This window comes from Mycobacterium saskatchewanense, from assembly GCF_010729105.1.
Lineage (GTDB): Bacteria > Actinomycetota > Actinomycetes > Mycobacteriales > Mycobacteriaceae > Mycobacterium > Mycobacterium saskatchewanense.
Genome location: NZ_AP022573.1, coordinates 1,371,481 through 1,383,474, shown reverse-complemented (window position 1 = coordinate 1,383,474; position 11,994 = coordinate 1,371,481). Strand labels below are relative to the sequence as shown.

The 11,994-nt window shown below is 65.2% G+C and carries 10 protein-coding genes; 4 read left to right on the top strand and 6 right to left on the bottom strand.

The window, feature by feature from the left end; all coding sequences use genetic code 11:
* Nucleotides 1-28: 28 nt before the first annotated feature.
* The gene (locus G6N56_RS06435; RefSeq protein ID WP_085258565.1) at nt 29-1,411 is read right to left on the bottom strand and encodes a hypothetical protein; all 1,383 of its coding nucleotides are present in this window, start codon (nt 1,409-1,411) and stop codon (nt 29-31) included.
* Nucleotides 1,411-2,196: a creatininase family protein gene (locus G6N56_RS06430; protein ID WP_085258566.1), complete on the bottom strand. Its 786-nt coding sequence runs from the start codon at nt 2,194-2,196 to the stop codon at nt 1,411-1,413. The genes G6N56_RS06435 and G6N56_RS06430 overlap by 1 nt, the downstream gene beginning before the upstream one ends.
* Nucleotides 2,197-2,590: 394 nt before the next feature.
* Between G6N56_RS06430 and G6N56_RS06425 the strand changes: the two genes are divergently transcribed.
* Nucleotides 2,591-3,865 carry a M24 family metallopeptidase gene (locus G6N56_RS06425; protein ID WP_085258567.1) on the top strand — a complete coding sequence of 425 codons (1,275 nt, stop codon included), beginning with the start codon at nt 2,591-2,593 and terminating at the stop codon, nt 3,863-3,865.
* Nucleotides 3,866-3,875: 10 nt separating this feature from the next.
* A complete protein-coding gene (locus G6N56_RS06420) occupies nt 3,876-4,679 on the top strand; it encodes a carbon-nitrogen hydrolase family protein (RefSeq protein WP_232069223.1) in 804 nt (267 codons plus the stop codon).
* On the opposite strand, the gene G6N56_RS28605 is transcribed toward G6N56_RS06420, so the two are convergent.
* From G6N56_RS28605 to G6N56_RS06400, 4 genes are all read right to left on the bottom strand, one after another.
* Nucleotides 4,661-5,635 carry a LacI family DNA-binding transcriptional regulator gene (locus tag G6N56_RS28605; RefSeq protein WP_264020082.1) on the bottom strand — a complete coding sequence of 325 codons (975 nt, stop codon included), beginning with the start codon at nt 5,633-5,635 and terminating at the stop codon, nt 4,661-4,663. The two genes, G6N56_RS06420 and G6N56_RS28605, sit on opposite strands and share 19 nt — an antisense overlap.
* Before the next feature lie 134 nt (nt 5,636-5,769).
* On the bottom strand, nt 5,770-7,320 hold the full coding sequence (locus tag G6N56_RS06410; protein WP_085258569.1) for an amino acid permease: 1,551 nt from the start codon (nt 7,318-7,320) through the stop codon (nt 5,770-5,772).
* Nucleotides 7,321-7,331: 11 nt separating this feature from the next.
* Nucleotides 7,332-8,351, bottom strand: a complete 1,020-nt coding sequence (locus G6N56_RS06405) for an isopenicillin N synthase family dioxygenase (protein WP_085258570.1) — start codon at nt 8,349-8,351, stop codon at nt 7,332-7,334.
* Nucleotides 8,352-8,353: 2 nt separating this feature from the next.
* The gene (locus G6N56_RS06400) at nt 8,354-9,112 is read right to left on the bottom strand and encodes a hypothetical protein (protein ID WP_142280862.1); all 759 of its coding nucleotides are present in this window, start codon (nt 9,110-9,112) and stop codon (nt 8,354-8,356) included.
* A gap of 129 nt (nt 9,113-9,241) precedes the next feature.
* On the opposite strand from G6N56_RS06400, the gene G6N56_RS06395 reads away from it, so the two are divergent.
* Both G6N56_RS06395 and G6N56_RS06390 read left to right on the top strand, forming a co-directional pair.
* The gene (locus tag G6N56_RS06395; protein ID WP_142280863.1) at nt 9,242-10,210 is read left to right on the top strand and encodes a helix-turn-helix domain-containing protein; all 969 of its coding nucleotides are present in this window, start codon (nt 9,242-9,244) and stop codon (nt 10,208-10,210) included.
* Between the two features lie 317 nt (nt 10,211-10,527).
* Nucleotides 10,528-11,979: a purine-cytosine permease family protein gene (locus G6N56_RS06390; protein WP_085258573.1), complete on the top strand. Its 1,452-nt coding sequence runs from the start codon at nt 10,528-10,530 to the stop codon at nt 11,977-11,979.
* Nucleotides 11,980-11,994: the final 15 nt, after the last annotated feature.

Here is an 11,994-nt window from a genome sequence, read left to right as displayed (position 1 = left end):
TCGGGACTGCGTCAAAACTGATGCCTCCTCACAGCGCAAACAGGTAGCGATCCCGCTCCCAGTCGCTCACCGTGCTGTGGTACGAATGCCATTCCGAGTATTTCATGTCGACGTATTCGGCGACGAAACGCTTGGGAAAGACTCGGCCGGCCAGCTCGCTGCGGGCGAAGGCGTCGGTCGCCTCGAGCAAGTTGCGCGGCAGCCGAACGGCGTTCAGGGTCGGGTCCGCCTGCGTGTCGACCAGCGCGACGTCCACCGGGTCCCCGGGATCCAGCCCGCGTTCGATTCCGTCGAGCCCGGCGGCCAGCGAAAACGCCGCTGCCAGGTAGGTGTTCGCCGCCGAGTCGACGACGCGGTTCTCCACCGCCGGGCGGTTCTTGGGCAACCGCAGCATGCACGATCGATTTTGTTCACCATAGGCCGACCACACCGGTGCCCATGAGGGCGTGCCGTCGGCCAGCTTGGGGTTGAGCCGCTTGTAGGAATTGACCGTCGGCGTCACGATCGCGGCAAGGGCGTCCGCATGCCGCATGAGGCCCGCGACGAAGGCGTACGCCGTTGCGCTCCAGCCCATCCCTCGCGGGTCAGCGGGATCGCGCATGAGGTTCGCGCCGGTCTCGGACGACACCAGGCTCATGTTGTAGTGGTGGCCGGATCCCCACGCTTCGGTGTACGGCTTGGGCATGAAGGTGACCGCGAGGCCGTGCCGCTTGGCGATCTGGCGGATCATCAGGCGGAAGAAGGTTATCCGGTCGGCCATCTCGAGCGCACCGTCGTACTCGAAGTCGAATTCGTACTGCCCGTCACCGCCCTCGTGGTCGAAGCTGAAGACGCCGAAGTCGTTGTCGCGCAGGGCTGTCACGAAATCGTCGAGGAACTCCGACGCATCCAGCGTGGCTTCGGCATCATAGGCCGGGCAGGGTTTGAGACCGCCGCTGGCGGCGAGCGGTGTCAGGTAGCCGGTCGCGTCCCGCGGCTCGGCCGGGTTGAACACGAAAACCTCGGTCTCGACACCGAGTTTGAACTCGAATCCCAGTTCGCGCGCCCTGTTCAGCTGTGCTTTGAGAATGCTGCGCGGACACTGATCGAGGGGCTCGGTCCCGCCGAACATGATGTCGGCGGCCATCCAGACAAACCGTTTGTCCCAGGACAGCTGCCGCAACGTGGTGAGGTCCGGTATCGCGACGGACTCCTCTTCCTGCGGGTCCATCGCGCCGAATCCGGTGATGCCCCGGGGAGTGAAGCGCTCCGAGCCGGCCAGCATGTTGGGAAGGTGATCGATGGGCACCGCCTTCGTCTTGGGTCTGCCGTGCACATCGATCCACGAACCCAGTGCATACTTCACGCCACGGCGCGCGAGCGATTCCGCGAGCTCCCGGTGGTTGGGTTCGACGACGTTGACCGTATCCATCAACTGCCTCCTGAAAATTCGATGAGTTCGGGGGTTCGGCCGTGCGGCCGGGGTAGCGGTGGCTCTTCGGCGATCCCGGCAAGGGCCTTGCCGGCAACGACATCCACGATCGCTTCGAAGAGCGTTTCGCCGAGCGCCGCCGTGGCCTGCGACGGACAGCCCGTGACGCCGTTGCCCGACAACACTTCTGCTGTATAGCGAAAGGTCAGGCCGCCGGTGCGGTCCGGGTCGTCGGCGCCGGTCATCGCGGAGAGATCGACCAGTTCAGGGAACACATGCAGCGCGAGTGAAGTCTCCGCTCGGTTGGCGTGGATGTCCTCACCGTCGGCCAGCACCTCAGCGGTGATCTCGCGGCTGGCGTTCCACCAGTCGACCCAGTTGGACTTGAGGCCGGGTCGGGAGAACCGCAGCCGATCGGTCGCCGCACCCAGCGCCGCGACGTTGCCCATGTGCCCGTTGACGAAGATCAGGCGAGTGAGGCCGCTCAGGGCCGACCACTCGGCGACACGAATCAGGAGTCGGGACAGCTCTTCGGGGAACAGTGACAGCGTCCCCGGGAAGGCCGTCCCATGGCCCAGGCTGCACCCCACCGATAGGGCCGGCAGCACGATCGCGGCAGCACATCGCGCGGCGGCTCCGTCACATATCGCCTGCGCGAGTCTGGTGTCGGTGTCGGTCGGTAGATGCGGACCGTGTTGCTCGATGGCTCCCACCGGGACCAGCCCGACCCGATCCGCCAAGTTGAGCCGGCCGAGCTGCGGCGAGGTGCATTCGCCCCACCTCACGACGAAACCGTTTCGGGGATGCGCGGACGGCGCGCCGATTGCCCACCGCTGACCAGAGGCATTGCTGCCCTCCGATGACTTCGGAGCGAAGGCTCCGCAATCCTTCCGGGCTTTTGTCCCCTGGTGTGCCCGCAGGCGGTGCGGGTGCGCCCCTCGGTCCAGGCCTCGTGCGAGCGGAACCCTAGGCACAGATTCCCGTCGGGAACCTGGCAGAAACGCTAAGCGGCGCACGTGTCGCCGCCATTTCTGCCAGATGTCGGCAATGTAACCGACGGCTTGCGCTAGGCGCCAACACTTTTCGCGCTGGCTCCGGCGGCTGACGGTAGACATGAAGGAACGTTTCTGCAATCATGGCCTCAACCCCGCCGTACATCGCGGGTAGGCGCTTCGACTGGTGAAGAAACGTTTCTGCACGCAGGCCGTCGGCACCGTCGCCGCGTTTGTCGCTCGTCCCGTCCACGCGATCGCCCCCGCGATCTGCGCTCAGCCCCAAGAGGAGTCCGTCATGTACGACTGGTCCGCCGTCGATGTCGATCGGCTGCGAAACGATCGCCGCGAAGCAGTCGCCGATCTGATGAGGCGACAAGGCCTGTCGCACCTATTGCTGACCGGCTTCGACCACATCCGGTATGCGACCGACTACCGCACGCAAATCATTTCGGAGGCATTCGACTGGTTCGCCGCCGTGGTCGACCAGGATGGCCGGGCCGAGATCTTTGCGCCGTGGGTCGACCAAACCCAGGTCGATCCGCTCGCGGAACTGCCGTGGATCAGCGCGATCCATCCGATGCCGTCCTGGGCACCGATGGTCGGGCACCCCGAGACGTGGACGGCGGGACTGGTCGGTGCACTCGGCGGCGCCAAGAAGGTCGGGATCGAACTGATCGATCCCGCCGTGCTGCGACGGCTCGAATCTGCGTTGCCCGGTGCAGAATTCGTTCCGGTTGGCTGCGAGCTCTACGACGTGCGCATCCGCAAGACTCCGGACGAGATCCGGTTGCTCGAAGATGCCAGCATCGTCAATTCGCGCGGCGCCGAGGCCGGTTTCAAGGCCGCCGAAGCCGGTATGACCGACCACGACGTGCTGGCCGCGGTCATGGCGAGCCTGCAGGAAAGCGGTCCGGAGTTTCTGAGTCACTCGTTGTGCAACCACAGCCGCGGAGACGGCGGCTGGTTCGCCGAGGGCACGGTGCTCGCGGAAGGCGATCCCTACTTCTTCGACATCGGTCTCTACGGCCGGCACGGCTATGCCTCCGACATCGCGCGTACCGGCTTCGTGGGCGGCGACACCCGCGCGGAGATCAAGTCGGTGTACGCCAAACTGCTCAAGGCGCACGAGGTCGCCGCCGACGCCGCCAAACCGGGTGTCCGCGTATCGCAAATCGATGACGTCGTGAACGAATACCTGCGGTCGGAGGGGCTGCCCACCACCCCGTATGCCATCGGACACGGGGTGGGTTTGCGCGCCTGCGAACTGCCCACGATCTACCGGGAATCGATGACCGACCGCGACCAGGTGCTGGTGGAGAACAGCGTCATCGCCCTGGAGCCGGAGACCGGCCTCGAGGTCGACGGACGCTTCCTGCTGCTCAAGCTGGAAGACAACTATGTCGTCGAACATGATGGCGTTCGCAGGCTTTCGCCCGCGGGCTACGGCCTGGACGGCTGACGATCGGACGATGACCGGTGCCCGACCGGACCGGCTGCTCACCCTGATGGTGCAGGAGAGCCCGGCCCCGCGCGACGTCGACGCCAACGTCGAGCGGGTCCGGGTCCTCCTCGGCGAGCGGCCCGGCGTCGACATCGCGGTCTTTCCCGAGCTCTTCCTGACGGGCTACCAGTTGGACCGCCTCGGGGGGCTGGCCATGGGACTCGATGCGGCCGCGATATCCGCGATCCGCCGGGTATCCGCCGAATTTCAGACCGCCTTTGTCGGTGGCTATCTCGAGCGCGGCGACGACGGGGCCGTGTACAACTCGATGCTGGTCATCGACTCCGCGGGCTCGATCGCCGGAAACTACCGCAAGACTCACCTGTTCGGGACCGAAGGGTCCGTCTTCGGCGCGGGTGACCGATTGGCCTGCGTCGATGTCGGCACGGTGCGCATCGGCCCGATGATCTGCTTCGACCTGGAGATCGCCGAAGTGGCGCGTGCCCTTGCCTTTCAGAACCCCGACGTCTTCATCGGTATCGCGGCCAACATGGCGCCCTTCCACGGCGATCACCTGGTGGCGTCGTGCGCGCGGGCGTTGGACAACCGGACCCCGCTGATCTACGTGAACCGCGTCGGTTCGGAGTCGGGCTTCGAATTTGTCGGCGGCTCCCGGGTCGTGGGCTCGGACGGGCAGATCCTGGAGGACTTTGGGTGCCGGCGGCGCGTCGCGGTCGTCGAGGTGCCGCTGCGGCGGGACACGCCGTCCGATGTCGACTACCTGAGGCACCTGCGGCCGGAGTTATACCGCGATCATGACGAGCCGCGCTGACGGTCGGTGCTCGCCCGGAGCCGAAGATGGCCGGGCACAACCTGATTCGGCACGGCCACGCGTCCGGTGATGCGCGCGATCAACGAATCGACCGCGGCCGTTCCGATCTGCTGTGGCATCAGGTCTACTGCGGTGATCGGCACTCGCGAGTGCTTGATCGTCGCGCTGTCACCGAGTGCGGCGACCAAGACGTCCTCGGGAACCGACAACCCGACCTCTTCGACGGCGGCCGTGACGCCCAGCGCGAGGCGGTCGAGCGTTGCCAACACGGCGTCCGAGCGCACGCGGCGCGACAGCAATCGCTTCGCGGCGGCCCGCCCGGACTCTTCGGTGATGCCGTCGTCGACATAGGCGATGCGGGTGGCGCAACGGTGGGCCGCGCACCATTGCGTGTACTGCTCGACCGTGTCGCGGACGTACGAGGTTGCCGGGTCGCCCGCCAACAACGCCGGACGGCGCGCGCCCGCAGCCCGAAAGTGGTCCATGATCGCGGGGACGAGGGTCGGGTAGTCGTTGTCCACCCACGGGTGCCCCGCCGGTGTCCGGCCCACGGTGACGAGCGGGACCCGGTCGCGAGCAACCTGCACCAGCAGGCCGTCGTCCGCGGCGGTGGGGTCGACGATGATCACGCCGTCGTAAGACAAGTTCGGCGGCACCGATGCCGGCGACAGCGCCAACGCGAAGCCCCGCTCCGCCGATCGGATTGCCGCCGCCGTCATGAGATTGGCGAAGAAGTCGATGTTCCACAGCGACGAGGGTTCGGTCCCCGGCGCGCTCACCGACATCAGCAGGAGCCCGGTGCGCGCGCCCACCAGGCTGCGGGCGGCCGCGCTCGGCCGGTAGCCGAGGTCGTCGGCGATCTTGCGCACCCGCTCGCGCGTCCCGGCAGTCAGCCGGCCGTTGCCGGACAGGGCATCCGACACCGTCGTGACCGAGACACCGGCGACGCGCGCGATGTCCTTGATGGTGACCCGGCCACGGGTGGCTGCCCGCGCAGCGTTGACCTCGGGGCGCTTCAGCCGGGCCTCCCCAAAGACTGCAGGAACGTTTCAGCGATTCAGGCTACACGAACCCTGCTGTGGGACGCGGCTCAGTCGACGGACGGTGCGAGCGTCCATTGCCGGAGCTTCAGGGTGTTTGGTGTCCCGTGGACGGCGGCGTAGATCACCGCGCCCACGACGATCGTTCCGGCGGTGAACATCAGCGGAAAATACTGGAGATACCAGTGACCGCCCTGGGGGTCGTAGATCGATTGGCGGGGCCAGATCAGGTTGACGAACATGGCGGCGCCGTAGGCGACCGCCGCGGCATTCAGCCACAGGCCCGCTCGTCCCATGCTGAAGGCGCGTCGGCCGTCGTCGTCGAAGGCGTCGGCGTTGAACACTCGTTCGCCGCGTAGGCGCTTCACCAGCATTGCGCCGGTGACCATCAGGTAGGCGAGGTAAATGATGATGATGCAGGTCGATTCCATTGCGACGAAGGCGGCCTGGGGTCCGAGGTTGAGCATCAGCACCGCGGTGGCGCTGATTCCGATCGCGATCGCGGCGGCCGCGGGGGTGCCGGTGCGTTGGGGAACATGGGAAAGCACGCCATGGAACAGGGTGCGTCTGTCGCGGGCCATGGAGAACAGCATGCGCGAGCCTGCGGTCTGTATCGCCAGTGTCGCGACGCAGATCGCGATGGCGACCATGGTCAGCAAGATCTTCCCGGTCGTCCCCGACAGCACGGTCGCGACCACGTAGGCGGGTCCCTCGTCGGCGAGCTTGCCGTCGGTGAGGCTGGGGGCGGCGAGGACCATCGCCACGATGATCCCGAATCCGAGTATCCCCGCCGCCGACAGGGCGCGCAGGGTGGTGCGCGGCGCGATTCGGCGCGCGTTGCGGGTTTCCTCCGACATCTCACTGGCGCTGTCGAATCCGACCAGGACGTAGGCGGCGGTGAAGGAAGCGCACAGCAGGGCGCCGAAGTAGCCCGCGTGGCTGACGGTACCGGTCGTGACCAGGACGCCGCCCGAGCGTCCGCCGTGTGCGATGAGCAGGATGATGATGGCGGTGGCGCCGCTGATCTCCGACACCACACCGATGTTGTTGATCAGGGCCATCAGCCTGATGCCGATGATGTTGATGATGGTGGTCAGCGCCATCAGGATGCCCGCCAACAGGATTGCGTTGTGCACGCCTGTCGTGGTGGTGGGGGAGGGGTCGCCGCCGATCAGTTGAAAGCCACTCCAGATCTGCGGCAGCACCACTTGCAGGGCGATGGCCGCGCTGGTCATGACGACGATCTGGCCGACGATCATGATCCAGCCCGCGAACCAGCCGAATGTCGGGTTGGCCAGGCGGCTGGACCACTGGTAGATCGCGCCCGAAAGAGGGTAGCGGGCGGCGAGTTCGGCGAAACACAGCGCGACGAGGAGTTGGCCCCCGAGCACCACCGGCCACGTCCACACGAATGCCGGGCCGCCGAAGGAGAAGCCGAGTCCGGCCAGCTGGAAGACGGCGGTCAGCACCGAGATGAACGAGAAGCCTGCCGCGAAGGAGGCGAACCGGCCCATCTTGCGATGCAGCTGTTGTTTGTAGCCGAATGTCGCGAGGTCGCGGCCTTCGTCGACGATGGGTGGTTCGATCACGTCGGTTGCCATGGGATTTCCCTTCAGGGTGCGGTTTCGGAATGACCAAAAGACGACAGCGCCAGAGACCCTGCCGGCAGGGATAGCTCGCCGGCGTCGATGCGGGCGCGCAGATAGACGAAGCTCTGTGCCGTTTGCGCGAAGAGATGATCGCCCGCCCGGAGCCCTTCACGAGGGGGCTGACCGGGGGACCGCAGCTTCGGCAGCGGTTCGACGACGGTGTCGTAATCGACACTGAAAAACAGCGGGTAAGAATACCTTTCGTCGACCACCTTACGCACGCGGTGAGTGGTCGCAACGAACAGTCCGTTGGTCCACAGCTCTAACATGTCGCCGATGTTGACCACGAAACAGCCTGGCCTGGGCGGCACGTCGATCCACTGACCGGCGCCGTTGAGCACCTCGAGGCCGGGCTGCGTGGCCTTCAACAGGGTGATGCACTCGTAGTCGGTGTGTGCGCCGATGCCGGGGCGGTCGACGGCGCTCTCATCCACCGGATAGTGAATGAGCCGCAGTTGGCTTGGCGGATCTGTCAGTACGCGGTCGAAGAAGTCCTCCGGTTCCGAGAGATAAAGCGCGAATCCTCGCATGATCGCCCGTCCCGCTTCGAACACCGCCTCGTAATACTCACTGACAGCGTCGGCAAATCCCGGTAGCTCCGGCCACTGGTTCGGCCCGCTCAGCGCCGTGGCGCCGGCGCGATCGGGGCGGTGCCGCGCGCAGTCGTAGGCCTCCTTCTTGTCGGCCGTTCCACCCGCGAACACCTCTCCGCCTTCGGGCACATATCCGCGGTGATTGGTCGAATTCCCGATATAGACGGCCATTTTCGCGTCCATGGGTTGGTCGAAGAATGCCTGTGATGCATTGTGCATGCGGTCGAAGACCGCATCTGGCACCCCGCTCCCGCTGACGTACATGAACCCGACGCGGTGCGCGGCCTCGCCGAGCTCCTGCGCGACGGCGGCTCGCACCGCGGGATCCCGGGAAGAGAGGCCCGAGATGTTGATCTCGGGCACCGTATCGAAGGATGTTGGACTGGGCATGTTCACTCCTGGTGTGTCTGAAGCAGGGTCGGGTCTCCCGTGAGACCGCTGATCTGCCAGCTGCCGGCCAGCAGGCAGCGGTGATCAGCGGGTGCGGCGATGGTGGTCTGGGCTCGTCGTCCCCGGATCCGGACCGAGATCGGCGTGCCTTCCGTTTCGGTTCGTGTGGAAGACCTTATGCGCCAACGGCTGTCGCTGATCGTGCCGATCGCTATCTCGCAATCCGAGCCCATGCCGGCGGTCCGGGTGTCTGCCTTCGACGGACGCCCGACCGCGAATCCGAAGAACCCGGCCGAGCGCAGCAGGACGGCGTCGCGGCCGGCGTCATCCCGGAGTAGCACGGTGGCCGAGTCGTCCGGACTGTGCCGCTCCGTGCGGACCCACACCTCCCGGTAGGGCTGCAGGACACCCTCCTCGATCAGGGTGTCGCCGTCCCAGTTCAGCCTGCCGACGTCCGGGGGGCTCTGCGGTGACCAGTCGACCGTGCGCTGCCACGTGAATTCCGCCGGCGCCTGGCAGGTCTGCACCAGCCGACCGGCGAACGCCTCCAGGGCGGGCGGTCGTGTCGTGCCAACCGGAACGTCCGCGTTGACCCCCGGCCACGCCGCGGGGCGGCGCAGATCGACAAACCATTGCCAACCTTGCAACCACGTAACGCGGGTGGTGGTGTCGGAGCGGCCGTCCGGCCACTCCACCGAACGACGCACCCAGACTCCGCACAGGTCTTCAACTGTCGGTGCCGAGCAGTGCTTCAACTTCACCTACTTTTCTATCGACTGATCGAAAAGTAGCGAGAGTTTGGATCGGCCCGATGATCTTTGTGTTTCGAACACGTTTCGACGTTCGCTCCTGGCGCGCACCAAACATGATGGGCCGCAGCGGCATACGAGTTGCTGGATGGCCGCGACCGCCACGCGCGGGCAGCCGTGTTTCGGTCGGCCGCCGCAGCCGGGATGTTGCTACGAGAACCGCCCACCGCGTCACCGCCCGCGCAAGGCGCCACCGGCTGCGCGAAGTTAGGCTGTGCGAGTCCCATATTTTTCAATCCCTTCGAAGAGCAGCGTCAAATGTCCGTCGAAAGACCCCGGTACGTCGGGGAGGTTGCCAAGCTGGTCGGCACGTCACCGAGCCGCATCCGCATGTGGGAAAGGGACGGTTTGCTCAACCCGCGACGCACGTCGTCGGGCCACCGGTTGTATTCGGCGGCCGATGTCGATCGATTGCGGGAACTCAAGCGCCTGGTCGACCAGGAAGGGTGGTCGGCCACCGCGATCAAGGCCAACCTTAATGCGCACTTCCCGGATAAGGTCTCGCCGGCAAACGCAATCGGCCAACGTATCCGCGAATTACGGGGCGAAGCAGGATGGTCGTTGCGGGACCTGGCAAACGGATCCGGTTTGGCGGTGTCGACGATCAACAGCCTGGAACGCGGGCAATCGATGCCTTCGGTGGGGACGCTGCACAAGCTCGCCCGCGCATTCGGGATGACGCTGGCAAGCATGCTGGAGGCCGATGAACCCAGCGCGTCGCTCGTGGTGCGCAAGAGCGAGCGGGTGCTTCTGCCCATGCGCACGCCGGGTATCGCCTGGGAGAAGCTGTATACCGGCGACTCCGTGCTCGAGTCCCTGATGGTGACCGTCCAACCCGGAGCCGGGACCGAAGGAACCCTGCAACACGACGGCGAAGAGTTCCTTTACGTCATCAGAGGCGCGATCGAATTGATTCTCGACGGAAATCAGGTGTACGACCTGGAGGCCGGAGACGCCATGACATTCGACAGCATGCGCGAGCACTCTTATAGCAATCGTGGTTCCAAGGTGGCTCAGATCGTGTGGGTCAACACGCCGCCGACGATCTGAAACGGTGCCAACGGCAGTTTCGACCGCTGAGCACTCGCCGAGCAAATATGAACGGCGTTGTGTCGGTTGTTTACGTCTTGTTACAGGGCTTGCATCCGGATTATGCAGGCTTTCCCAGTTGACCGGACAAAATTAACCTTGGCCGTACACGCCGGGAACCCGTTAAGGCAGTGTGGTCATGCGGGTTTCGATGCGCCCGACCTGCACGCTCACAGAATGATATGCGGCTGGGGCGGAACGGCTTTGCCCGCTTCACACAGTGATTCACCCCTCGGTTTCGCTGTGTCACTTCATCTTCTGCGCAGAAGGGCAGTCCGATGGAACCGACCACCCGCACCGTGCACGTCGAACAGGTAACCATTGCTCCCATTCCGCAGGCCGCACGTCGCGGGCGCGCCCGCGCCCTATTTCCGATCTGGTTCGGCGTGCAGATCATGCCGCTCACTGTGGTGACGGGTGTGCTGGGGACAACCGTCTACGGTTTGTCCGCGGCATGGACGATCGTGGCCGTAGCCATCGGCAACATGATCGGGGCCATCTTCGTCGCTCTGCACTCGGTTCAGGGCCCCAGGCTCGGCGTACCGCAGATGGTGCAGAGCCGTGGCCAATTCGGGCTACGCGGCTCACTGCTCGTGCTTGCCGTCGTGGTCTTGATGTACGTCGGGTTTCTGGCGTCGATCCTCGTCTTGGCCGCCTCTTCGCTGCAGGTGATATTCCCGAGGTTGGGATCGACGCCGGCGCTGATCATCAGCGGCGCCATCACGTTGCTACTGGTCGTCTTCGGCTACGAAATGATCCACAAGGTGAACCGGCTCCTCATGCCGTCATTCGCGATTGCGTCGATCATCAGCCTCGCATACCTACTCGCGCACGGCGTATCCAATTCGCCCGCAGCCACATCGGGGCAGTTCACCGTCCACGGATTCATGGGCATGCTTTCGGTAGCCGCCATCTGGCAGCTGGCGTATGCACCCTATGTCTCGGACTACTCGCGTTACCTTCCTGTCGGCGTATCGTCGTCGGCCGCATTCTGGGCGACTTACCTCGGGTCCGTCGGCGGCGCGATCCCGATGATGGTCATCGGGGCGTTACTCGGCCAGATATCCGACGGCAGCCTCAAGAGCTTGAATGCCCTGCTGCCGAGCGGCGTCGGAGTGTTCGTCATAGCGGTCTTCTTCCTCGGAGCGGTGGACGCGTGCACCGTCAATCTCTATGGGCCCGCGCTGTGCGTGGCCACCACCATCCAGACGTTCAAGACCAGCTGGCTGCCCGGGGCGGGCAGTCGGATCACGATCGCCGGCATCGTGACGCTTTTGTCGGTGTACATCGCTGCCGGGTTCTCCGACGATTTCCTGGTCAGCTACAGCAACTTCATCCAGATCTTGCTGTACTTCCTCATCCCGTGGAGCGTAATAAATCTCGTTGACTATTACCTGATCAGGAAAGCGGATTACGACGTCGAGTCGTTCTTCCGGCCCGACGGGGGAATCTACGGGCACTACAACGCCGCGGCCGTCGTCGCCTATGTGATCGGCGTTCTCGTGCAAGTTCCCTTTATGTCCGGAAACCTTTATACCGGGATTGTGGCGCGCCGACTGGACGGTGTCGACATCGCCTGGATTGTCGGGTCTTTTGTGTCCTTCGCGGTGTACTACTTCCTCCTGATGCGCCGCGACGGACCTAGCCAGAGCCGCACTCATCGGCGCCCGGCACCGGAATCGCTGGTGTTGGCTCCGCATTACCGCCCGGCAACCGACACGCCGTCCTGACGACGCCGGCACCCC

Bases quoted from the DNA above. Each gene is read 5' to 3' on its own strand.
- G6N56_RS06435 (WP_085258565.1), bottom strand. From the start codon at position 1,411: ATGGATACGGTCAACGTCGTCGAACCCAACCACCGGGAGCTCGCGGAA.
- G6N56_RS06420 (WP_232069223.1), top strand. From the start codon at position 3,876: ATGACCGGTGCCCGACCGGACCGGCTGCTCACCCTGATGGTGCAGGAG.
- G6N56_RS06390 (WP_085258573.1), top strand. From the start codon at position 10,528: ATGGAACCGACCACCCGCACCGTGCACGTCGAACAGGTAACCATTGCT.
- G6N56_RS06410 (WP_085258569.1), bottom strand. From the start codon at position 7,320: ATGGCAACCGACGTGATCGAACCACCCATCGTCGACGAAGGCCGCGAC.
- G6N56_RS06405 (WP_085258570.1), bottom strand. From the start codon at position 8,351: ATGCCCAGTCCAACATCCTTCGATACGGTGCCCGAGATCAACATCTCG.